Origin of the sequence: Micromonospora sp. DT201 (genome assembly GCF_049841575.1) — a bacterium.
In the GTDB taxonomy this organism is placed as follows: Bacteria; Actinomycetota; Actinomycetes; order Mycobacteriales; family Micromonosporaceae; genus Micromonospora.
In genome coordinates this window covers 137,910-160,207 of the sequence record NZ_JBNCKP010000005.1, presented here as the reverse complement: position 1 = coordinate 160,207, position 22,298 = coordinate 137,910, and the positions used below count along the sequence as shown (strand labels likewise).

18 protein-coding genes are annotated in these 22,298 nt (G+C 71.9%); 7 read left to right on the top strand and 11 right to left on the bottom strand.

What is annotated here, in order from left to right:
• Positions 1-43 precede the first annotated feature (43 nt).
• Entirely contained in the window at positions 44-616 is a 573-nt protein-coding gene (locus ACLQ28_RS12410) for a DUF3000 domain-containing protein (RefSeq protein ID WP_425686376.1), read from the top strand.
• Positions 617-748: 132 nt separating this feature from the next.
• On the opposite strand, the gene ACLQ28_RS12405 is transcribed toward ACLQ28_RS12410, so the two are convergent.
• Together ACLQ28_RS12405 and ACLQ28_RS12400 are read right to left on the bottom strand one after the other, a co-directional pair.
• Positions 749-1,615: a hypothetical protein gene (locus ACLQ28_RS12405; protein ID WP_425686375.1), complete on the bottom strand. Its 867-nt coding sequence runs from the start codon at positions 1,613-1,615 to the stop codon at positions 749-751.
• A gap of 53 nt (positions 1,616-1,668) precedes the next feature.
• Entirely contained in the window at positions 1,669-2,829 is a 1,161-nt protein-coding gene (locus ACLQ28_RS12400; RefSeq protein ID WP_425686560.1) for a trypsin-like peptidase domain-containing protein, read from the bottom strand.
• A 208-nt stretch (positions 2,830-3,037) separates the two neighbouring features.
• Between ACLQ28_RS12400 and ACLQ28_RS12395 the strand changes: the two genes are divergently transcribed.
• From ACLQ28_RS12395 to ACLQ28_RS12380, 4 genes are all read left to right on the top strand, one after another.
• Positions 3,038-4,372, top strand: a complete 1,335-nt coding sequence (locus ACLQ28_RS12395) for a ribonuclease D (protein ID WP_425686374.1) — start codon at positions 3,038-3,040, stop codon at positions 4,370-4,372.
• Positions 4,373-4,595: 223 nt separating this feature from the next.
• Entirely contained in the window at positions 4,596-5,819 is a 1,224-nt protein-coding gene (locus tag ACLQ28_RS12390; protein WP_425686373.1) for a thiolase family protein, read from the top strand.
• Positions 5,816-7,918: a 3-hydroxyacyl-CoA dehydrogenase NAD-binding domain-containing protein gene (locus ACLQ28_RS12385; protein ID WP_425686372.1), complete on the top strand. Its 2,103-nt coding sequence runs from the start codon at positions 5,816-5,818 to the stop codon at positions 7,916-7,918. Before ACLQ28_RS12390 ends, ACLQ28_RS12385 begins: the two co-directional genes overlap by 4 nt.
• A 170-nt stretch (positions 7,919-8,088) precedes the next feature.
• On the top strand, positions 8,089-8,970 hold the full coding sequence (locus ACLQ28_RS12380) for a hypothetical protein (RefSeq protein ID WP_425686371.1): 882 nt from the start codon (positions 8,089-8,091) through the stop codon (positions 8,968-8,970).
• A 76-nt stretch (positions 8,971-9,046) separates the two neighbouring features.
• Here the strand turns inward: ACLQ28_RS12380 and ACLQ28_RS12375 are convergent, their stop codons facing one another.
• The 5 genes from ACLQ28_RS12375 to ACLQ28_RS12355 form a co-directional block, all read right to left on the bottom strand.
• On the bottom strand, positions 9,047-9,550 hold the full coding sequence (locus tag ACLQ28_RS12375; RefSeq protein ID WP_425686370.1) for a levansucrase: 504 nt from the start codon (positions 9,548-9,550) through the stop codon (positions 9,047-9,049).
• Between the two features lie 129 nt (positions 9,551-9,679).
• Positions 9,680-10,099, bottom strand: a complete 420-nt coding sequence (locus ACLQ28_RS12370; RefSeq protein ID WP_357301968.1) for a VOC family protein — start codon at positions 10,097-10,099, stop codon at positions 9,680-9,682.
• On the bottom strand, positions 10,096-10,503 hold the full coding sequence (locus tag ACLQ28_RS12365) for a VOC family protein (protein ID WP_425686369.1): 408 nt from the start codon (positions 10,501-10,503) through the stop codon (positions 10,096-10,098). Before ACLQ28_RS12365 ends, ACLQ28_RS12370 begins: the two co-directional genes overlap by 4 nt.
• Before the next feature lie 161 nt (positions 10,504-10,664).
• Complete coding sequence (locus ACLQ28_RS12360) at positions 10,665-11,840, bottom strand: sensor histidine kinase (RefSeq protein ID WP_425686368.1); 1,176 nt, start codon at positions 11,838-11,840, stop codon at positions 10,665-10,667.
• A 55-nt stretch (positions 11,841-11,895) separates the two neighbouring features.
• Positions 11,896-12,564, bottom strand: a complete 669-nt coding sequence (locus tag ACLQ28_RS12355) for a response regulator transcription factor (protein WP_425686367.1) — start codon at positions 12,562-12,564, stop codon at positions 11,896-11,898.
• Between the two features lie 143 nt (positions 12,565-12,707).
• Here ACLQ28_RS12355 and ACLQ28_RS12350 point away from each other — a divergent pair, with 143 nt between their 5' ends.
• On the top strand, positions 12,708-13,859 hold the full coding sequence (locus ACLQ28_RS12350; RefSeq protein ID WP_425686366.1) for a peptidase C39 family protein: 1,152 nt from the start codon (positions 12,708-12,710) through the stop codon (positions 13,857-13,859).
• On the opposite strand, the gene ACLQ28_RS12345 is transcribed toward ACLQ28_RS12350, so the two are convergent.
• Together ACLQ28_RS12345 and ACLQ28_RS12340 are read right to left on the bottom strand one after the other, a co-directional pair.
• Positions 13,860-15,164 (bottom strand): PQQ-binding-like beta-propeller repeat protein, encoded by a 1,305-nt coding sequence (locus ACLQ28_RS12345; protein WP_425686365.1) that lies wholly within the window; start codon positions 15,162-15,164, stop codon positions 13,860-13,862.
• A complete protein-coding gene (locus tag ACLQ28_RS12340; protein WP_425686364.1) occupies positions 15,146-16,420 on the bottom strand; it encodes a PQQ-binding-like beta-propeller repeat protein in 1,275 nt (424 codons plus the stop codon). The genes ACLQ28_RS12345 and ACLQ28_RS12340 overlap by 19 nt, the downstream gene beginning before the upstream one ends.
• A gap of 126 nt (positions 16,421-16,546) precedes the next feature.
• Here ACLQ28_RS12340 and ACLQ28_RS12335 point away from each other — a divergent pair, with 126 nt between their 5' ends.
• Positions 16,547-18,436, top strand: coding sequence for a hypothetical protein (locus tag ACLQ28_RS12335; RefSeq protein WP_425686559.1), 1,890 nt, complete (start codon positions 16,547-16,549; stop codon positions 18,434-18,436).
• Here the strand turns inward: ACLQ28_RS12335 and ACLQ28_RS12330 are convergent.
• On the bottom strand, positions 18,429-20,231 hold the full coding sequence (locus ACLQ28_RS12330) for a hypothetical protein (protein ID WP_425686363.1): 1,803 nt from the start codon (positions 20,229-20,231) through the stop codon (positions 18,429-18,431). The two genes, ACLQ28_RS12335 and ACLQ28_RS12330, sit on opposite strands and share 8 nt — an antisense overlap.
• The gene (locus ACLQ28_RS12325) at positions 20,231-21,982 is read right to left on the bottom strand and encodes a hypothetical protein (RefSeq protein ID WP_425686558.1); all 1,752 of its coding nucleotides are present in this window, start codon (positions 21,980-21,982) and stop codon (positions 20,231-20,233) included. Before ACLQ28_RS12325 ends, ACLQ28_RS12330 begins: the two co-directional genes overlap by 1 nt.
• Between the last annotated feature and the right edge of the window lie 316 nt (positions 21,983-22,298).

The window sequence follows — 22,298 nt, the reverse complement described above, 5'->3', positions numbered from 1 at the left end:
CGCCGTCGAAGCAGGGGAGCCGACGGCGGCATAGGCTGCCGACATGGCCCCCCCGATCGCGCTCCCGGAGACGTTCGCCCGCGCGGTCAGCGGGCTGCGGTCGGCGGCACCCCGGCCAGAGATCACCCTGGAGGAGGTCGGCGCACCCCAGCGGCTGGCCCCGTTCACGTTCGCGCTCTCCGCGACCGTGCTGCGCGACGGCGACGAGGTGGCCACCGGCCGGCTGATCCTGCTGCACGACCCGGTCGGCCACGAGGCGTGGCAGGGCACCCTACGGTTGGTCACCTACGTGACCGCCGAGTTGGAGGTCGACCTGGCCGCCGACCCGCTGCTGCCCGGGGTCGGCTGGACGTGGCTGACCGACGCGTTGGACACCCAGGACGCCGGCCACCGGGCGATCGGCGGGACAGTGACGCAGACCATGTCGACCCGGTTCGGCGACCTTGCCGGCCCACCGACCGTCGGCGACATCGAGATCCGCGCCTCCTGGACGCCCGTCGACGACGAGCTGGCCCCACACCTGCTCGGCTGGTGTGCGCTACTCGCCTCCACGGCCGGCCTGCCACCACCCGGGGTCACGGCCCTGTCCGATCGCCGCCCCGCCGGCGCAGCCTGAGCGACCCACCCCAGCGGCGTCGAGCCCCAGCGGCGTCGAGCATGGAATTGTGGTGGGCGAGATGCCCCTCCGCGCGGCATTTGCGAGGCACCACAAGTCCATGATCGACGAAGACTCCGGCAAGGGCGTCGCTTACAGGTAGCCCTCTGCCTCGTTGCAGACCTTGTCGAGGTCCTTCATCGCCGCGTCGTACGCGCCCCTGTCGCGAGCCGCCGCCGCTTCCAGCGCGGTCGTCAGCTTGTCCAGACAGCTCGCGATGACCGTCTTCTGCCGGGCCTGTTCGTCGCGGTCGTTGCGGGTGCCGGTCAGGTCCTGCTCGGTGTTGTCGAGCTTCTCCTGCACGGCCTGCAGATCGGTCTTCAGCTTCGTGATCTCGGCGGTGTTGGCGGCGATGGTGTCGTCGCGCTGACTGACCTGACCGGTGAGGCGCTTTTCGGTGCGGTGCAACTCGTTGTTCTTCATCACGAACAGCCCGGTCATCACCCCGCTGACCACGAAGAGCAGCGCGGCCACCAGGGCCAGCACCAGCACCGCGGGACCTCGACCGCCCGGCGCACCGCCCGGGCCGTACACCGGCGCCATGCCGGGCGGCGCGGACATCGGCTGCCCGTACCCGTGGCCAGAGACCGGCGGCGCGGACATCGGCTGCCCGTAGGCGGGGCCGGGCACCGGCGGCGCGGAGACCGGACCGGGGTACGGCGGCGTGCTGGCCGGGTAGCTCGGCATCCCCTGCGGCACGCCGGAATGCGGTGGCACGGGCGGGTGCGCACCGTACTGCGGTGGGGCCTGGCCCGGGGCGTACGGCTGCGGCGCGGGTTCGCTGACCGGGTGCGGCACGGTCGGGTGCGGCACGGTCGGGTGCGGCACGGTCGGGTGCGGCACGGTCGGGTCGGCGCTGGTCGACTGCGGGACGGCCTGCTGCGGCACGGTCCGGTCCGGATCGGGCGGTGTGGGGAAGGCCGGCGGTGGACCCTCCGGCCCGGGCGGTGGGTGGGTCATCTTGGCTCCTGGAGGTGGGCAGGTCCCCGCGTCGGCAGGCGCGGTGGGGGTTGTCAGCAGATCTTGAAAACGTCGCAGGCGACCTTGATCGGTACGGCAAGCCCGATGCCCTCGGCGTTGCGTGCCTTGGCGGTGGCGATGCCGACCACCTGCTTGCTGCCGTTGATCACCGGCCCACCGGAGTTGCCCGGGTTGATCGGTGCGTCGAACTGGATCGCTGGCCCGGATCCGCCCTTGGCGGGCCGCAGCGCGCTCACCACACCGGTGGTGACGCTGTCCTCCAGGCCGAGCGGAGCGCCGACGACGACGATCTGCTGGCCGGACTTCGCCGCAGCGGGTGCGGTGACCAGCCCGGTGAACTTGCCGCTGGTACGCAGGTGCGCCACATCGTTGGTCTTGTCGACCTTGACGATGGTCGCCGGGAAGCGTTGGCTGGTGCGCTCCAGGAAGACTTCGCGGCCGCCGCCGTCCCAGACCGCCTCCACCACGTGGAAGTTGGTGAACAGGTTGGTCCCGCCGCCGGCCGCCGGCTTGCCCACCGCGAACGCGGTGCCGGTGAACTGGCCGGCGCGGACCCGGAACACGCTGGGCAGCACCGCACTGGCCACCGCCTCCGGGTTGAACGCGGCACCCGCCTGCTTCTCCAACGCCTCCGCGCGCGCGTCCAGGCCGTCGAGACGGGCGCCGTCGCCATCCTGGGCCTGCGCCAGCCGACGGTCGGTGTCGGCGAGCCGGTCGCCGAGCCGATCGAGCTGGTACGCCTGCAACCCGGCCACCGCGGCGAGCGCGACGATGGCCAACGTGGCGAGCACGGCCGGCCAGCGGCGGCGGGTGGGTCGGACGGCCGGCGGTGCCGCACCTGGCCAACCGGGGTGTGTGGCGGCGAGGGGCGCGGCGCCGCCCGGCGGCGGGAAGCTGGGTGCGGCCGGTGGGTAGCCAGCGGCTGCCGGCGGAGCGCCAGTGGCGTACGGCCCGGCTGGCGGGGTGCCCCACTGGCCGGTGTTCGGCAGAACAGGCCGGTCGGCACGGGGTGCCGGGACGGGCCGGTACGGGCCGGTGCCGCCGCTCGGGGGCGTGGACCAGGTCGGCTGGGCACTCGGGTAGGGGTCAATGTGCGGTGGCAGCGGCCCAGGTCGGTTCGCCATCGACCCGCCTACGTCGTCGGGCTCCGGACCCGCCGGTCGCCCGTCCCCCGAACCGAAGCCAGCCGTCATGATCGCCGTGCCTTTCCCCGTGGTCACCCCCGCAGCCGTCAACTCGTGCGTCAGGCGTTGCGGGTCGCGGTTCGGTGGAACGTACCTGCGCGAACGGGCTTTGTCTCCCCCAATGTCCGGCATCCGAAGGGACACCTTGCGGACACCTGACCGACACACGCCGGACCGGCTGCACCCACCGAATCACCGCGCGCACTAGGGTTGGCAGGTGACCGACGAACCACCCCTGCGCCGTCGGCCCGCCGAAGAACTCCCGGGAAACGCACCCCAGCACCCGCCGTCGGCCCAGCCGCAGCCGGCGGGCGAGAGGGTCGACCCGGCCGACGGTGGGCCCGTTCCGCTGATTGCCCCGCGTGACGGCACCCCCGATCCGGTGGCCGCTCCAGCCGAGCTCGCCGAGGTCGTGGCCCGTTTCGCGGCAGGCACCGGCCCAGTCGCCCTGGATGCCGAGCGGGCCTCCGGCTACCGCTACAGCCAGCGCGCGTACCTGGTGCAGCTGCGCCGGGCCGGTGCGGGCACGGCGCTGATCGACCCGCTGCCGCTGCCTGACCTCAGTGCGCTGGACGCGGCGATCGGGGATGCCGAGTGGGTGCTGCACGCGGCAAGCCAGGATCTGCCCTGCCTGGCCGAGGTGGGGCTGCGACCGCGCCGGTTGTTCGACACAGAACTGGCTGCTCGGCTGGCCGGGTTCGAGCGGGTCGGGCTGGCCGCACTGACCGAGCAGTTGCTCGGGTTCACCCTGGAGAAGCACCACTCGGCGGCCGACTGGTCGAGTCGACCGCTGCCCGAGTCGTGGCTGACGTACGCCGCCCTCGACGTGGAGATGCTCACCGACCTGCGCGACGCACTCGACGCCGAACTGGCCCGGCAGGGAAAGTCGGCCTGGGCCGCGGAGGAGTTCGCCGCGTTGGTCCGCACCGGGGCACGTCCGCCGCGGGTCCGTGCCGAGCCTTGGCGGCGTACCTCCGGCATCCACCGGCTGCGTGGGGCGCGGGCCCAGGCCCGCGTCCGTTCGATGTGGTATGCCCGGGACCAGATCGCTTCCCGGCGGGACGCCGCACCCGGTCGGGTGTTGCCCGACTCGGCGATCATCGCCGCTGCCGAGTTGGACCCGAAGGACGAGAAGACCCTGCTGACCCTGCCCGGTTTCGGCGGTCGGTCGGTCCGTCGGTTGGCCCGCACCTGGCTCGCCGCTCTCGACGACGCCCGGCAATTGCCGGACGACTCGCTGCCGGTCTCCCCGATCGTGGAGGGCCCACCCCCACCGCACCGCTGGGCCGAACGGGACCCGGTGGCGGCCGGTCGGCTGGCCCGCTGCCGGGAGGTGGTCCTGCGCATCGCCGGTGAGCACAACCTGCCGCCGGAAAACCTGATCACCCCGGATTCGGTTCGCCGGCTGGCCTGGACCCCGCCGGAGGAGCTCACCGAGGAGACGGTCGCGGAGACCCTGCGCGGCCTCAACGCCCGCGAATGGCAGATCGCGCTCCTCACCCCAGACCTGACCGAAGCCCTGGACCCCACCCCCCTAACCCCTCTCGGTTGATCATGAGGTTGACGGGCTTTCTGAAGATCCTCAGGCCCGCCAACCTCATGATCGTCAAAGGAGGGGCCAGAGGGTGTGGGGTGGGCCACAGGTGGGGGCGGGGACTGGGATGGTTACTGACGAGTAGCATTCGGGGGAACGTGCCCGTGTCGGCGACCCTCATTCGTTTCGGAGTGCCGTCTCGCGGCGCGAAGGCCGAATTATGGTCGAAAAGGAGGCTCAAGTGCCCCGTGAAGTTCGGGATGTCGTCTTCGTCGACGGTGTCCGCACCCCATTCGGCAAGGCGGGTGGCATGTACGCCAACACCCGCGCCGACGACCTGGTGATCCGCTGCATCCGTGAACTGCTGCGTCGCAACCCGCAGCTCCCCCCGGAGCGGGTCGAGGAGGTCGCCATCGCGGCCACCACCCAGATCGGCGACCAGGGCCTCACCATCGGCCGGACCGCCGCCCTGCTGGCCGGTCTGCCCAAGACTGTTCCCGGCTTCGCCATCGACCGGATGTGCGCTGGCGCGATGACCGCGGTGACCACCGTGGCCAGCGGCATCGCCATGGGTGCGTACGACATCGCCATCGCTGGCGGCGTCGAGCACATGGGACACCACCCGATGGGCGAGGGCGTCGACCCCAACCCGCGCATCATCGCGGAGAAGCTGGTCGACCCGTCCGCGCTGGTCATGGGTGCCACCGCGGAGAACCTGCACGACCTGGTCCCGCACATCACCAAGGCGCGCACCGACGCGTTCGCGCTCGCCTCGCAGCAGAAGACCGCGAAGGCGTACGCCAACGGCAAGCTCCAGGACGACCTGGTGCCGATGTCCATCCGCGACGCGGAGGGCGGCTGGGGCCTGGCGACGGTGGACGAGGCCCCGCGGGACACCTCGCTGGAGAAGCTCGCCACCCTGAAGACCCCGTTCCGTCCCCACGGCAAGGTCACCGCGGGCAACGCGGCTGGCCTGAACGACGGTGCCACCGCGAGCCTCCTCGCCGACGAGGCCACCGCCCGCGAGCTGGGGCTGCCGGTCGCGATGCGGTTGGTGTCGTTCGGGTTCGTCGGCGTGGAGCCGGAGGTGATGGGCGTCGGCCCGATCCCGTCGACGGAGAAGGCGCTACGTCTCGCCGGGCTCAGCATCGACGACATCGGCCTGTTCGAGCTGAACGAGGCGTTCGCCGTGCAGGTGCTCGCCTTCCTCGACCACTTCGGCATCGCCGACGACGACGCGCGGGTCAACCCGTGGGGCGGGGCGATCGCCATCGGTCACCCGCTGGCTTCCTCCGGCGTACGGCTGATGACGCAGCTGGCCCGGCAGTTCGCCGAACACCCCGAGGTCCGCTACGGCCTCACGGCGATGTGCATCGGCATCGGCATGGGCGGCACGGTCATCTGGGAGAACCCACACTGGACGGAGTCCAGCAAGCCTGCTGAGCGGACGGAGGGCGACAAGTGAGCGCACTGGCCGCACCGAACGAGGTTGTCACCCGGGCGCTGCTGCGGCAGGTGAACGTACCGGGGCTGGACCGACCCGCCGCCCTGATCACTCTGGACAATGGCCTCGACCACACCAAGCCGAACACCTTCGGCCCGGGCGGGCTCGCCAGCCTGGACGAGGCGATCACCGCGGCGCTCGCCGCCGACCCGGCGTTCATCGCGATCACCGGCAAGCCGTACATCTTCTGTGTGGGCGCGGACATCGTCGGCCTGCCGCAGCTCGCCGACCGCGCGCAGGCGCTGGAGATCGGCCGGCTCGGCCACCGGGTCTTCGCCCGGCTCAAGGACAGCACGGTCCCCACCTTCGCGTTCGTCAACGGCGCGGCGATGGGCGGCGGCCTGGAGCTGGCACTGCACTGCCATTACCGGACGCTCTCCGGTGGCGCGGCGGCCCTGGCCCTGCCCGAGGTCTCCCTCGGTCTGGTGCCCGGCTGGGGCGGCACCCAGCTGCTGCCGAACCTGATCGGCATCCCCGCCGCGACCCAGGTGATCATCCAGAACCCGCTGATGCAGAACAAGATGCTCAAGCCCAAGCAGGCTGCCGAGCTGGGCATCGCGGACGTGCTGTTGGAGCCGGCCGACTTCCTGGAGCGATCCCTGGAGTGGGCCGCCGGCGTCGTGCGTGGTCAGGTCACGGTGACCCGACCCGAGGTCGACAAGGACATGTGGGCGGGCGTGCTCTACTTCGCCCGGCAGACCCTCGACCAGCGGTTGCACGGCGCGGTTCCGGCCGCGTACAAGGCCCTCGATCTGCTGGAGACGGCGAAGGACGGTGACTTCGCCGCCGGCACCGCCGCCGAGGACGAGGCCCTCGCGGACCTGATCTTCTCCGAGGAGCTGCGCAGCGGCCTGTACGCCTTCGACCTGGTGCAGCGGCGGGCCAAGCGACCGGCCGGCGCACCGGACAAGGGCCTGGCCCGCACGATCACCAAGGTCGGCATCGTCGGCGCCGGCCTGATGGCCAGCCAGTTGGCGCTGCTGTTCGCCCGTCGCCTCCAGGTGCCGGTGGTGATGACCGACCTGGACCAGTCCCGCGTGGACAAGGGTGTCGGCTACGTGCACACCCAGATCGAGAAGGCCGTCACCAAGGGCCGGATGGACAAGGGCACCGCCGCGAAGCTGTACGGCCTGGTCTCCGGCACGCCGAAGGCTGAGGCCTTCGCCGCATCGACGCCGGGCCAGCTCACGTCGTTCGCTGACTGTGACTTCGTCATCGAGGCGGTCTTCGAGGACCTGGGCGTCAAGAAGCAGGTCTGGGCCGAGCTGGAAAAGATCGTCTCCCCGGAGGCGGTCCTCGCCACCAACACCAGTTCGCTGTCGATCACCGAGATGGCCGCCGAGTTGGAGCACCCGGAGCGGGTGGTCGGCTTCCACTTCTTCAACCCGGTGGCGGTGCTGCCGCTGCTGGAGATCGTCCGGGGTGAGCGGACCGACGACGCCACCCTGGCCACCGCGTTCGCGGTCGGCAAGCAGCTCAAGAAGTCTTCGGTGCTGGTCAAGGACGCCCCGGCGTTCGTGGTGAACCGGCTGCTCACCCGCTTCCTGGGCACCGTCTTCGCCGCCGTCGACCAGGGCACCGGCCTGGACGTGGCGAACAGCGCACTGGACCCGCTGGGCCTGCCGATGCGGCCACTGGCCCTGCTTCAACTGGTCGGCCCCGCCGTCGCGTACCACGTGGGCGGCACCCTGCACGCGGCGTACCCGGACCGGTTCGGCGTCAGCGAGAACCTCAAGCGGATCGCCGACTCCGGTCGGCCGATCGTGGTCGACGACCAGATCGACGAAGAGGTCGCCAAGCTGCTCGTCGTCGGTGACCAGCCGCTGACCGCCGAGCAGGTACGGCAGAACGCTCTCGACGCGCTCGCGCAGGAGATCCGGCTGATGCTGGACGAGGGTGTGGTCGCCGAGGCGCAGGACATCGACCTGTGCATGATCCTCGGCGCCGGTTGGCCGTTCCACCTGGGCGGCGTCACGCCGTACCTGGACCGCACCGGCACGTCCGAGCGGGTCACCGGCAAGCGGTTCCTGCCGCGCGGGGCGGCGAGCCTGCCCGCCTGAGGAGATCGCAGCACCACCGTCGCGGTGGTCGGAGCGTCCCCCGTGGACGGCCCGGCCACCGCGACCGTTTGTGATCAGCCAGCCATCGAAGGGGACCTCAGCAGGGACAACACCGGCTACTGACCCAGGTTAAGATCACGCGTTTTGCACCCCCAACTTGGAGCCAACTGATGTCTGAGCCGCCGGCCACCCCATACGGCCCGCCGCACAATTCCCCCACCCCGCCGCAGCAGCCCGGCCAGCCGGGTCAGCCGCAGCAGCCCGGTGGTTGGCCGCCGCCGCAGCAGCAGCAGGGCTTCCCGCCGGCACAGCAAGGCTTCCCGCCCGCACAGCCGGGTTTCCCGCCGGCACAGCAAGGCTTCCCGCCCGCACAGCCAGGTTTCCCGCCGGCACAGCCAGGTTTCCCGCCCGCACAGCCAGGTCAGCCGTACGGCGACCCGTACCTGCCCGGCGGCCCGCCGCCCGGGAAGAAGTCGAACGTCGGCAAGATCGTGCTGATCGTGCTGGCCGTGGTGCTGGTGCTCTGCCTCGGCGGGGTGGCGATCACCTGGTTCGCTGTCAAGGACGACCTGGGTGACGTCGTCGACGCCACCAAGACCCGGGTGGTCGCGCCGGCAACCCTCGCCGGCCGGCCGAAGCTCACCGACCCGCAGCTGCAGTCGGCCGCCGACGATCTGGTCACCGAGATGAAGTCGCTGGTGCAGAACGAGACCAGCACGATCGGTGCCTTCTATGGCGACCCGACCAAGCAGGATCTCGTCATGGTCGCCGCCCTGTCCGGCCTGATGACGGACCCGAAGAAGGAACTGGACGAGGCCGTGAACGGGCTCTCCACCCAGCTGAGCGTGACCAACATGGCGGTGGCCGAGGCCGGCCCGCTCGGCGGTGACGCGCGCTGCGGTGACGGCAAGGCCGCCGGGAACCTGCCACTGGGCGTCTGCGTCTGGGCCGACCGGGGCAGCCTGGGCATGGTGGTGATCTACTTCAAGACCGCCGAGCAGGTGGAGGCCGAGTTCGCCACGATCCGGGGCCAGGTCGAGCAGCGCTCCTGAAGCCGTACGCGAGGCGGGGCCTCGGCCACCTCAGGGTGGCCGAGGCCCCGCGCCGTACTCCCCGGGCCGCTCGGGCTCAGGCCACCGGGAAGTACGCGTTCAGCTTGCTCCGCAGGTGGGCCGCGTAGATGAAGCCGAGCACCGGGTTGCCACGGTAGGCGCTGGCCGTGCCGCTGCCGACCTCCACCGCCACCGGTCGGGCCACCGCGGCGAACTTCACCTGCTGGCCCCCCTGCGCCCACGCCGAGGCCGCCGGCTCGACCTGGGTGCCGACCAGGGCGGGGAACACCGCCACGCCGTTCTGAAAGCCACGCAGCTGCCCCTTGCGGGCCAACACGTAGTCCATCGCCGTCGCGGTGAACCTCTGCAGGGCGTCCGCCGTGACAAGCGTCGCCGGTGCGGCGACCGTGAACAGGTGCAGCTTGGTCGCCATCCACCGCATCCGGAAATCGCCCCGGTGGCCGATCAGCACCGGTACGCCGCCCCAGTCCTCGGTCCGCACCTCGCAACCGTCGGCCCGAAGCCGCTCACCGGTCGCGGTGAGGTACGCCCGCACCGGCTCCGTCGCTGTCGTGTCCATCTGCCCACGCCTTTCCCTGGCTTGCCTTGGCCGCTCATCTAACACCACCGCCGCCTGCCCCGCCGCCCCTGTCGATCATGGGCCCCAGCCACCCGAAGGCGGCCGGGGCCCCGGGCCGTACGCCGGCGGTCAGGCCGGTTCGTTGTCTCCCGCCGCGGCCCGCGCCGCCGCTGCCGCCGCCCGCTCAGCCTTGTTGCCGAGCACGCAGAACTCGTTGCCCTCCGGGTCGGCGAGCAGCACCCAACCTCCGCCGGTCGGGCCGACGTGATCGGCGACGAGCGTCGCGCCGATGCCGAGCAACCGCTCGACCTCCTCGGCCCGGGTCCGGTCGGCGGGTTGCAGGTCGAGGTGCAGCCGGTTCTTCACCGCCTTGCCCTCGGGCACGGCGATGAACAGCACCTCCGGGCCGCCCGGTGGCAGCAGCATGGCCTCCGGGTCACCGGGGAAGTCGTCAGGGTGCCGGGGGCAGTCGAAGACCTGCGCCCAGAAGCCGGCCAGGGCGTACGTGTCGTGACAGTCGATGCTGATGTTGTGGATCGTCGAACTCACAGTTGGTCCTCCACAGTGGTGGTGGTGACACGTTCCCCGGCGCTGCGGAGCACGCAGAACTCGTTCCCCTCCGGGTCGGCGAGCACCGCCCAGCCCGTACCATCGGCGTGCCGATGGTCGGTGACCAGGCTGGCCCCGAGGCCGAGCACCCGTTCGACCTCCTCATCTCTGGTCCGGTCGACAGGTTCCAGGCAGATGTGGAGCCGATTCTTGGTCACCTTCTCTTCCGGCACCTCTTGGAAGAACAGGTTCGGGATGGCGTCGTCCGGCGGCAGCAGGGCTGCCTCCGGCTCACCCGGGGCGTTCTCGCCGTGCGGGGCGTAGCCGAGCACGGCTTCCCAGAAGCCAACCAGGGCGTACGTGTCGTGGCAGTCAAAACTGATGTTGCGGATCCGTGGGTACACGGGTGTTCCCTCCGAACGGGATGGGACGCTCCGCTTCCGGGAGTCAGCCGGCGCAGACCCGGGGTGCGGAGTCATGGTTGGTGGACATCGACGCACCCCCCTTCGCTTCTTGGGCTGACGCAGTGATCTTGCCAGCGGCCAAGCGCTGCGCGCAACCCTCATCAGCCGTGGCTGGGCACCGACCCGTTGACCGCCGGAGCGTCCGCCGACGGCAGGGTGACCGTCACCTCCAGGCCACCGCCGGGCTGCGCGATGACCCGTACCGTGCCACCGTGCGCCGTGCAGACCGCCCGGACGATGGACAGCCCCAGGCCGGAGCCACGCGCGCCGGTGCGTTCCCGACCGCCGCGCCGGAACGGCTCGAACAGCCCCGGCACGTCGGCCTGGTCCACCTCGAACCCCGTGTTGCCCACCACCAGCCAGGACCGGTCGCCGTCGGTGCCGGTCCGCACCCAGAGCCGGCCGTGCAGGTGGTTGTAGCGGACCGCGTTCTCGATGAGGTTGCCGGCCAACCGGTCGAGCAGCCCCGGGTCACCGACGACGGGCGCGGACTCCAACGACGTCTGCACCCGCAGGCCGATCCGCTCCACCTCGCGGCGCATCGCCGACAGCGCGTTCGCGGTGCCGGCCGCAAGGTCACACTCGGTACGCCGGCCCAGCTGCCGCCCAGCCTGCGCCTCGCTGCGGGCCAGCACCAGCAGCGCGTCCACCAGGCCGTTGGCACGCTCGGAGGCGTCCCGGACCACTGTCGCCATCCGTCGGTACTCGGCGGCGTCCGCGTCGTCATCGCTGAGCGTCACGTCGATCTCGGTCCGCATCACGGCGAGCGGGGTACGCAGCTCGTGCGAGGCGTTCGCCACGAAGCGCTTCTGCGCCTCGAACGCGGACGCGATCCGGTCCAGCATGGCGTCGAACGTCTTGGCCAACTCGGCCACCTCGTCGTCGGCGCCGGAGTAGCCGATCCGCTGGTCCAGGGTCGCCTCGCCGAGCCGTTGCGCGGTCGCGGTGACCTGGTGCAGTGGGCGCAGCGCCCGACCAGCCACCGCGTACGCGCCGGCCACCCCGACCACACTGATCGCCAGCAGCGCGACCAGTCCCTTGGCCAGCAGCTCCCCGGACGCGGCGTCGACCAGTTGCCGCTGCCACTCGGCAGCGTCCATCCGTCGGCCGTCGGAGAGCAGCACGACCGTGCCGGGCAGCAGCTCGTCGGTGGGCCGCAGCGCGTCGCGGACCAGCAGCCAGGCCAGCAGCACGAGGATCGCCCCCGCACCGACCAGCAGCACCCCGTTGAGCAGAGTCAGCCGCAGCCGCAGCGTGGGCCGCACCCTGCGGCTCACAGGACGACCTCGGTTCGCGACTGCGGGGCTCGCAGACCCGGCTCACTCCTCGCGCTCACAGGACCACCTCGGCCGTGCGGTAGCCCGCCCCCACCACCGTCTCGATCAGTGGCGGGTCGCCGAGCTTCCTGCGCAACGTCATCACGGTGACCCGGACGATGGTGGTGAACGGGTCGGTGTTCGCGTCCCAGACTCGTTCCAGCAGCTCCTCACTGGAAACCACCGCGCCGCGCGCCTTGAGCAGTTCGCTGAGCACCCCGAACTCCTTGTTGGTCAGGTCGACCGGCACCCCGGCGCGGGTGGCCACCCGGCGGGCCGGGTCGAGCACCAGGTCGGCCAGTTCGAGCACCGGCGGCGCGGCCGGGGTGGCCCGTCGGCCCAGCGCCTGCACCCGGGCAACCAGCTCGTCGAAGGCGAACGGTTTGGGCAGGTAGTCGTCCGCGCCGAGCTGCAACCCCTCCACCCGGTCGGCCACCGTGCCGCTCGCGGTGAGCATCAGCACCCGGGTCAACGCGCCGGAGGCGGCCAGGTCGGCGCAGATCTGGTCACCGTGCACGCCGGGCAGGTCGCGGTCCAGCACCACCACGTCGTAGCGGGTGACGAACGCCGCCTCGTGGCCGGCATCGCCGTCGTACGCCACGTCGACCGCCATTCCCCGCTTGCGCAACCCGCGCGCGATCGCGTCGGCGAGGTTGCGCTCGTCCTCCACCACCAGTACCCGCATCCCCGGCCTCCTCGCTGCTGACCACCGACAACCTAGTGCCAGCCGGCAACCATCGTCCCTCGCCGCCCACGCCGGTCGGCATTGCGGACCATTGCGGCGTACGCGATGCTGTGCGGCGGCATCGAGCGACGGACGGACCTGTCATGACCATCGCGGCACCACCCACCCAGCGGGACATCGCCTACCGGGGCTTCCACCTGCCGGCGGACACGACGGCCGGCAGCGGCGACGGCCTGCTCGCCACCGATCGAGGGCTGACCCTCGACAGCGCCGAGGGGCGCGGGACCTGGACGGCACCGCCGGTGCCTGTCGGTTTCGGAGTCGTCGAGGTGGTGCCGTCCTGGTCTGCCGACACCCCGGACGACTGCTGGATCGAGGTCGAGCTGCGCGGCTGGCACAACGACGTGGCCAGCACCGACTGGTATCTGCTGGCCCGCTGGGCGGCCGGCGACCACGCGGTACAACGTACGTCGGTGCCCGGGCAACGCGACGGCGATGCCCGGGTCGACACCGACACCCTGATCGTGACCGGCGCGACGGTCACCGGCTGGCAGGCGCGGGTGACCTTGTGCCGGCCGGCCGGCAGCCCGACCAGCCCGGTACTGCGCAGCATCGGCGCGGTCGCCACCGGCGCCACCCCGACCGATGAGGGGTACGAGCAGCAGCCCGATTCGGCCGGCGCCGCCGCAAGGGTGCTGGACGTGCCCCGCTACTCGCAGCGGTTGCACGCCGGCCAGTACCCACAGTGGGGTGGTGGCGGGGACTCCTGGTGCAGCCCCACCTGCACCTCCATGGTGCTCGCCTACTGGGGTGCCGAGCCGGCACCGGAACGCTACGCCTGGGTGGTTCCGTCCGGCCCACGTCCGGTGGTGGTGCACGCCGCCCGGCACTGCTACGACCACGCGTACTCCGGGGCCGGCAACTGGCCGTTCAACACCGCGTACGCCGGCCTGCACGGGGTGGACGCGTTCGTCACCCGGCTACGGTCACTTGTCGAGGCCGAGGCGTTCATCGCGGCCGGCATCCCCCTGATCGTCTCCGCCGCGTTCCGGGCCGACGAGGTGCCGGGCCTCGCGTACGACACCCGCGGCCACCTGATGGTGCTTGTCGGCTTCACCGCCGACGGCGACCCGGTGCTCAACGACCCGTACGCCCCCGACGACGACACGGTTCGCCGGACTGTGCCCCGGCAGCGGTTCGAGGCGGTCTGGCAGCGGGGCAGCGGTGGCGTGGCGTACGTGCTGCGACCCCCGTCGGTGCCGCTGCCCCCGCCGCCCACGCAGGCCAACTGGTGATCAGCCGGGCAACTGCCACAGTTTGAACGAACCGTCCACGTGCCGGCACCGCAACTGGTCGACGATCGCCTGGCACTCCCCCGTGGCGTCCGGCAGCACGTCCAGCATGCGCGCCTCCCCGGCCCGAACGTCCAGCTCCGCGACGAGCAGCCCACCGTCCGGGTGCTGGCGCACGCCGAGCAGGGGGCCGTCGAGGCCGAACTGGACCAGCTCCCAACGGCCCAGTTCGGCCAACACTCGACCGGTCATCGGATCGAGCACGACGAACTGCTGCAGGGTGGTGTCCGAGGTGCTCAACGTGCTGGTCAGCAGGCGTCCGCCCGTGGGGGACGCCCACGCCCAGCGGTCACTGCGCCACCGCTCCGCACCGGTCGCGAGGTCGACCGCCCGCAGCCCCTCGAGACGGGTCTGCAGACACAGGACCGGGCCGCAGTCCCCGACGAAATCGACCCGGCCGGACGTGCTGCTCCAGCGCCGGTCCAGCCGGTCCAGCCCGTAGGCGTTGACCGTGACCGGGTCCCCACCGATGGTGAGCAGAAGATCGTTCACCACCTCCACGTACCCGAGCGTCCCGCCGCCGGGTGGGCGCAGGTCGGCCCGGGCCAGCACCGCACCGGTGGTCGCGTCGCGTACCTCGGTCGGGCCGTTCTCCCGGTTGAGCACCACCCGGTCCACCCCGGCGTCGATTTCCCGGAAATTGATCCAGTCGGCGGCGTCGGGTAGTTGCCAACGCACGCTGCCACAGCAGGGGTCGACCGCGCGCAGGCTTTGCGGTCCGTCATCACCGCCGGAATGCAGCAGCAGGTTGCCGTCGGCCAACCTCCTGGCATTGCCCGGCTGCTGCCACCGGTACGCGCCGGTGGCCCGGTCCAGCGCCACCGTGAGGTTGCCCTGACCCTCCGGGCCGATCTCGTACCCGGTAGCCAGCAGCATCCCGGCCAGTGGTGCGACCCCCCAGTACCGGGCCCCCGCTGGTAGCGACGCCTGCCAGATCGGGTCGCCACCGGGCAGCCGAAACGTGGCCAGCCGCTGCGGCCTCTGCACGTCGGTGGCCGCGTCGATGACCACGAGCAGGTCATCGATGACCACGACGTCGGCGCCGGCCGAGACCGGCAACGTCACCGCGGCCCGCCGGGGCTGCGGCACGGCGGCGGAGGCGACGGTGGCCAGCACGAGCAGCAGGACCAGCGCGCAGCGCAGCGGCCGACCGTTCGCGCGGGGTGGGCGGGGCAGCGGGTCCGCGTCCGGCCCGTGCCGGAGCTCGCCGAGGTCGATCACCGGGCCGGTCACGGTTGCAACCGCCACAGCACGGTCGTGCCGTCGAGGCCTTGGCAGAGCAGGATCGGTAGGGACGCCTGGCAGCTGTTGGCGAGGCCCGGCACCACGTCGATGACCCGCGCCCGGCCGGCCACCAGGTCCAGTTCGGCGACGACCACCCGGCCGTCGGCCGTCTGCCGCACCCCGACCAGCGAATCGTCGCGCCCGAGCAACGGAATCAGGACCCACTTGCCCAACTCGGTCCGTGCCTGCCCGGTCGCCGAGTCCCGCACCACGTACCCCTCGCCCGTCCCGGCCACCAACAGCCGGTCGCCCCGGACATCGGCCAACAGGTCCGTCGGGTCGGACCAGCGCAGCAGGCCGGTGGCCGGATCGAGGACCTGGAGGCCGCCGTTCTGCGGCGCCACGCAGAGCAGGTCGCCGCAGCGGGTCGCCCACGACACCAGCGACACGTCGGCCGTCCAGCGCCGTTCCAGCCCGGGCAGCCCGTAGCCCACCAGGCGGGTACCGCCGGGTGGGACGAGCAGCAACAGGTCGTCAACGACCTGCACCCGCTGGAACGCCGACCGGTCGCCGGGCAGGGTGTCGACGCTGCGCAACAGCCGGCCGCTGCTGGCGTCGTACACCTGCACCTCGCCGGTCGGCTGCACGAGTAGGAACTGGTCGACCCGACCGTCGGCCCCGTGGTAGGTGTTGTCCGCGCCCTCCGGGACGGGCACCGACCAGAGCAACCGGCCGGTCTCGGGCTCGACCCGGCTGATCGCGCCCGACCCGTCTTCCCGGGGGTCCGACAGCAGCAGGCCGCCGTCGACGATCGGTTGGGGAGCGCCAGGATGCTGCCAGCGCTGTTGGCCCGTCTCGGCATCGAATGCGGTGGTATGGAACACCCTGTCCGCGGCGCTGACCCCCATCGCCAGCACCAGCCCCTGCTGGACCCGGACGTCGAGGTAGTCACCCTGGCGGGGCAGCGACGCCTGCCACCGCCGCCGCACACTCGCGCCGCTCGGCGACGGCTCGGCGTACGCGGTCAGGTACCGGTCCTTGTCGGGTGTCGGCGGGTCGACCACGAAGACGTCATCCGCAGCGAGGTACACCGCAGCCGCGCGTGGCCCCGGCACCACGCTCACCATCCGTTCCGGAAACGGTGTCGCACCGGCCAGCACCACCAGGGCGAGGAGCAGCACGGCAGCGCTGCGCAGTGGGCGGCCGGCGGCGCGTGGCCGGCGGGCCGGCGGCACAACTGTCGGCTCGTCCCTGACTTCGCCCAGCTCGATGATCGACAACGACCGTCCTTCCTCAGCGCGCCCGGCTAGCCGACAGGTTGGCGTCCGGCAAACCGACCGTGAGCACACCGGCCCGGCAAAAGTGACGCACCCGCGCCTGTACGATGGCGCGTCGTGGCTGTGCCGGTGGTAGACCCTTCGCTGAATCCCGTGACCGACGCCGACCCGGCCGAGGTCGAGCCGGCACGGCGGCCTCGACGCCGCCCGGCCCGAGCCGACCTGTTGGCCCTCGGAGCCTATGTGCTGCTGGGCATCTTCGTCTGCCTCAACTACTGGGGTGACGTCAGCGGCCGGGTCTCGTCGCACCTGCCCACCGACCACAGCTGGTTCGAGTGGCTGTTCGCGCACGGCGCGTACTCGGTGCGGCACCTGGAGAACCCGCTCTTCACGGCCCGGCAGAACGCCCCGGACGGGGTGAACATGATGGCCAACACCTCGCTGCTCGGGATGACCCTGCCGCTGGCCCCGCTGACCCTGCTGCTCGGCCCCCAGGTGATGTACGCGCTCTACCTCGGTGGGGCACTGGCGGCAACCGCCGGCACGGGGTACTGGATGCTCTCCCGCCACCTGGTGCGTTCCCGGGCGGCGGCCTTCGTCGGCGGCGCGTTCCTCGGCTTCGCGCCGGGAGTCATCCACCACGCCAACGGGCAGCCCAACTTCGTGTCCAACTTCCTGCTGCCGTTGATCGTGGTGCGGGTGCTGCGCCTGGGTGAGCCGGGTCGGTGGCGGCGCAACGGGCTGGTGCTCGGGGCGCTGGTGACGTACCAGATCTTCATCAACGAGGAGATGCTGCTGCTCACCGCGCTGGCCTGCCTGGTCGTCGTGCTGGCGTACGCGGTGCAGCGGCCTCGGGCCACCCGGGCCGCCGCTGGCACGTTCCTGGCCGGGCTCGGCGTCGCCGGTGGGCTGACCCTGGTGCTCGCGGCATACCCGATCTGGTACCAGTTCAACGGCCCGCAGTCCTACCGGGGCTTGCAGGGTGGCGTCTTCCACAACTGGGGCGAGGACCTGGTCGCCTTCGTCACCTTCGCTCGGGACACCTGGGCCGGCGACCCGGCCGTGGAGAAGACGATCGGGTTGACCGAGCAGAACACCTGGTTCGGCTGGCCGCTGGTGCTGTTGTCGCTGGTGGCTCTGGTGCTGCTCGTGCGCCGGTCGCTGGCCACGCGGATCGTCGCGGTGCTGATCGTGGTGTTCAGCGTCGCCGCGATCGGGCCGTGGGTGCGTTTCGACGGTGTGGAGACCGGTGTGCGCGGCCCGTGGTCGTACGTACCGGACGACCTGCCGCTGGTCGAGATGATGATGCCGACCCGATTGACGCTGGTGGTCGGCGCCGCGGTGGGCGTACTGCTCGCGTTGGCCTGGGATGCCGCGCACCGCCAGGGACGCCCGCTGGCCGACCAGCCGCGGGTGCCGGCCCAGCGCGCCGGTGAACCACCCTCGGCGACGTCCGACGTGCCGGCCGCGCCCACGCCGGTCGCGGCGCGTCGTCGGTGGCTGCGCCCGGTGGGGTACGCGGCGGTCGCCCTCGCCGTGCTGCCGCTCTTTCCCCGGCCACTGCCCGCCCAGCAGATCGACCCGCCACCGCACTTCATCACCGCGGGCGGCTGGCGGCCGTACGTGCCGGCTGGCCGGACCCTGGTGCCGGTGCCGATCCCGAGCAACGTGCACGGCCTGCCGACCCTGCGTTGGAGTGCGCTGACCGGCCAGGAGTTCCCTGTCCCGGGCGGCTACTTCATCGGCCCGAACGAGCTGGGCGAGGGAGTCTTCGGCGCGCCGAACCGGCCCACCAGCAGCCTCATCTACTCCACCATGGACCGTGGCGCGGTCCCGGTGCTCACCGACGAGAACCGCCGCCAAGCCATCGAGGACCTGCGGTTCTGGCGGGCGTCGGTGGTGGTGCTCGGGGCACACCCCCGCGAGGCGGTGCTTCGCGAACTGGTCACCGGTCTGCTCGGGCCGCCGCAGCGGGTCGACGACGTCTGGGTCTGGGACGTCCGCGCACTGATCAGCTGACGCGGTCCCGAACGTCCCACATCCACCCGCCGTCGACAGGTCGACCCGGGCCGAGCAGGTCGTCGAGGGTCCGGCGGACGGGGTCGGCGTGCTCCAGCTGGCCGAGCACCACCACGGCGGCGCGCCAGTGCCGCAGGTCCTCGATGGCCTGGTCGCGGTCGGTGTCGGTGAGCACCGGCACCGCACCGGACTCGGCCACCCGGCGGAGCAGCACCGACGTGGGCCGGTCCGGCGTGCCCCAGCGGGCCGCGGGGTCGTCCGGGCCGCTGGGGCCGATGAAGTAACCGCCCGGTGCGGGGAACGCCAGACCGGTCCGGGCGGACCAAAGCATCGCCGCGCTGCGTCCAGCACCCGTGACGGGGGGCACCGCGACCACGGTCCGGCCTGGCGGCACCAGCGGACGCCAACCACCGTCGGCGACGAATGCCGGCACCGGCGCGACCGGCACCACGCGGATCGGCGTCGGCACCAGGGGCAGCAACGCGGCGGCGACCGCGCCGGCCCACAGCAACCGCACCGGCAGGCCCGGCGCCGTGGTCGGCCCGCGCACGGCGCGGACCCGGTCCAGGGACAGCGCCACCAGCACACCCAGCACCGGTACGCAGACCAGCGCGAACCGGGCCGGCACCGCGAGGTCGAGCAGTGGCAGCCCGGCGACCAGCCGGTACGGCCCCGGGATTCCGGTGGCGGTGCCGTCCACCCGCAGTTCGGTGCCGAGCGAGAGCAGGGCGAAGACCACACCACAACCACCCAGCGCCCGGACCAGTGGTCGTCGCCACTGCCAGATCACGATCACCACGGCGAGCACCAGCAGTCCGGGGCCGAAGAACGAGTTCTCCTCGGTCGGGTTCGGCGAGAGCAACCCCGGCAACCAGTCGTCACCGAACACGGTCTGCCGGGCCGACGCGGTGAACGACGCAGCGTCCAGCTGGAAGCCGCGCGTGGCGAACGCCATTCCCGAGTAGTGCTGCGGGCCGTGGAACTGAAACCACAGCGGGTACGCCAGTAGCACCGCCGCCACCCCGGCCGCCACCGCGAGCCGACCGAAGAGGGCCGGCGCGAGCCGTCGGGCGGCCGCACGGTCGGTGAGCGCGTAGCCCAACGCGAACACCCCGGTTGCGAGCGCGAGGAAGACCAGCACCTCCTCGCCGATGAAGACCTGCCAGACGAGCAGCAGCCCGAGGCCGACACCGGGCCGCCACACGCCGTCGCGCTGGTGCGCCACCTTCGGGGCGGGCCGGAACACCAGGGCGAGGATCGCGGGCACCAGGAACTGCGCGGCGATGTGCAGGTGGGCACTTGCCTGGGCGATCATGCCCGGGGCGAAGCCGCAGACCAGCCCGCCGACCGCGGCTGCGGACCGGGTGGCGACCAGTCGGCGGCGCAGCAGCGCGTACCAGGCGGCAGCGGTGCCGGCGAGGCAGCAGACGACCGCCACGCAGAACGCCACCTGTGCCCCGAAGAGCAGAGTGACGGGGGTCAGCGGGACACCCAGGCCGAGCACCGACGTGTTCGCCATCAGGTTGACCCCGTCGGGCGCGTTCAACCCGGCGCTGTAGAGCGGGTTCTCCCCTTCGACCACGGCGTGCGCCGCGTGGGCCAGCATCCACTCGAAGAGAACCTGGTCACCCGCCTGGTGGAACAACCGCCAGGGGTGACCCCACTGCGCGCTGGTCAGCACCACGGCCAGGGCCAGATACCCGGTCACCACCAGCACGTCGGAAAGCCAGGCCGACCCGGCAGCGCGGGCCGCCGCCGGGGGTGTCGTGATCGGGGACGTCGTCCCGGTTGTCATCAGACCGAGCGGTCGGTCAACGCCCGGACGTCCCAGACCCAGACATCCAACTCCTGACGGCCTGGGCCAACCAACTCCTCGACCGTACGCCGCAGCGGCTCCACGTTCTGCTGCCGCACCGGCAGCACCAGGATCGCCGCCCGCCAGTGCCGCAGCTCGTCGGTGAATCGACGGCGCTGCCGGTCGTCGAGCTTTGGCGTACGGCCGGTGGTCGCCACCTCCTCCAGCATCTGGCCCACGCCGCTGGGTCGGCCGCCGAACCGCCCCGCGTCACCGGTGTTGCCATTTCGGGGTGCGAGGAAGTAGCCGCCGGGGATCTTGAAGTCGAGGTTGGTGGCCGCCGCCCAGCGCATGCCGTTCGTGTTGCCCATGCTGGGCACCGGGATCGGCACCAGCGTCTGGTCCGGCCCGACGTACGCCCGCCAGCGGTCGGCGGTGATGAATTCCGGCACCGGCGGTCGGCCGACCATCCGCAGCGGCATCGGGGCGATCGGCAGCAGCGCGAACGCCAGGCCTGCGACAGTGAGCACCCGTACGGTGCGCCGGTCGGCCGGACGCAACGCCCAGGCCCGTTCGACGGCGAGCGCGAGCAGCAGACCGATCACCACGCTGGTGATCAGACCGAACCGGGTCGGCACCACCGCGTCCAGCAGCGGCATACGGACCAACCACTGCCACGGCCCGGCAACCAGCTCCCGGTCCCACCAGGACACCCGCTCGCCCAGCGAGAGCACGGCGAAGATTACGCCCGTCACCGCGAGCGCCCGAACGATCAGCTCCCGGCGCAGCCAGACCACGATGCCGATGGCGAGCAGCGACAGGCTCCAGCCGAAGAAGGCGTTCTCCTCGGAGTAGTTCGGCGCCAGGTTGATGTTGGCTCGCTGGTTGCCGCCGAGAGTGGGCGAGCCGGGGGCGAAGAAGGCGGCGATGTCGTTGCCGTAGTCCTTCACCGCGTCACTGAGACCGTGGTAGGCCATGGGCCCGGCGAACTGCACGTACAGGGGGTACGCCAGCAGTGCCCCGGCCAGCAGCCCGCAGGTCGCCACACCGGCGCCCAGAGGCCGCCACGCAGCCCGCCAGCGGGCCGGCTCCTGCACGAGCACCGCCAGCAGGAAGACGCCACACGCCAGCGCCGTGAAGAGCAGGATCTCCTCGTTGATGAACGCCTGCGCGGCCACCAGCAGGGCGAGTAGCGCCCCATGCCGGACCGGCCGAGTCGACCGGGTGAGCACCAGCACCCGCCAGACGATGAACGGCAACAGGAACTGGCTGATGATGTTCGGATGCCAACTGGCGTGCGAGAGCATCGCGGGCGAGAACCCGCAGAACCAACCGCCGACGGCGGCCGCGAGCGGGGTACGCACCACATGGCGGGAGAGCATGAGGTACCAGGCCATGGCGGTGCCGGCGAGGCCGAGCGTCACCAGTAACACGAAGGAGACAGCCGGCCCGAACAGCAGCGTCACTGGGACCATCGGGATGCCCAGCGCCAGCACGGCCGTGTTGGCCATCAGGTTGACGCCGTCGGGGTAGTTGAACTGCTCGGTGTAGAACGGGTACTCACCGTGCAGCACCACGCGTACCGAGTGGGCGAGGAAGAACTGCACCTGCGCCGGGTCACCGGTGTACAGCGACGCCACCCGGCCGGACGGGTCCAGCCAGATCCGGATGGTCACCCAGAACGCGGCGAGCAGGAACAGCCCGCCCACCGCCAGGTGCTGCCGTCGCCGGGTCCACCGACGCCACCACACCCGCGTCGGTACGGCCGGCGTGCCGTCAGGCTCGGCCTGCGTGCCGTCAGGCTCGGCCGGCTCGGCCGGCGCTTCGGTGGGGGCCGACGTGGACTCCGCCGGCGCGGCCGGCTCGGCCGGTGCCTCGGTGGGGGCCTCGGTGGGGGCCGCCGCAGCGGCCTCGGCTGGGGCGGCGAGCGTGGAGTCGGTGGCGCGGTGGGCCTCGACCGGCGTGGTGGAGGTGCCGGTCAGCGCGACGGGGCCGGCGAGGAGGCCGACGGGAGTGCGATAGCTCACCAACTCATCGGAGTCTGCTGCCGCCTCCGGGTGCGGCGCG

Bases quoted from the DNA above. Each gene is read 5' to 3' on its own strand.
- ACLQ28_RS12405 (WP_425686375.1), bottom strand. From the start codon at position 1,615: ATGACCCACCCACCGCCCGGGCCGGAGGGTCCACCGCCGGCCTTCCCC.
- ACLQ28_RS12380 (WP_425686371.1), top strand. From the start codon at position 8,089: ATGTCTGAGCCGCCGGCCACCCCATACGGCCCGCCGCACAATTCCCCC.
- ACLQ28_RS12355 (WP_425686367.1), bottom strand. From the start codon at position 12,564: ATGCGGGTACTGGTGGTGGAGGACGAGCGCAACCTCGCCGACGCGATC.
- ACLQ28_RS12350 (WP_425686366.1), top strand. From the start codon at position 12,708: ATGACCATCGCGGCACCACCCACCCAGCGGGACATCGCCTACCGGGGC.
- ACLQ28_RS12375 (WP_425686370.1), bottom strand. From the start codon at position 9,550: ATGGACACGACAGCGACGGAGCCGGTGCGGGCGTACCTCACCGCGACC.
- ACLQ28_RS12410 (WP_425686376.1), top strand. From the start codon at position 44: ATGGCCCCCCCGATCGCGCTCCCGGAGACGTTCGCCCGCGCGGTCAGC.
- ACLQ28_RS12400 (WP_425686560.1), bottom strand. From the start codon at position 2,829: ATGACGGCTGGCTTCGGTTCGGGGGACGGGCGACCGGCGGGTCCGGAG.
- ACLQ28_RS12330 (WP_425686363.1), bottom strand. From the start codon at position 20,231: ATGACAACCGGGACGACGTCCCCGATCACGACACCCCCGGCGGCGGCC.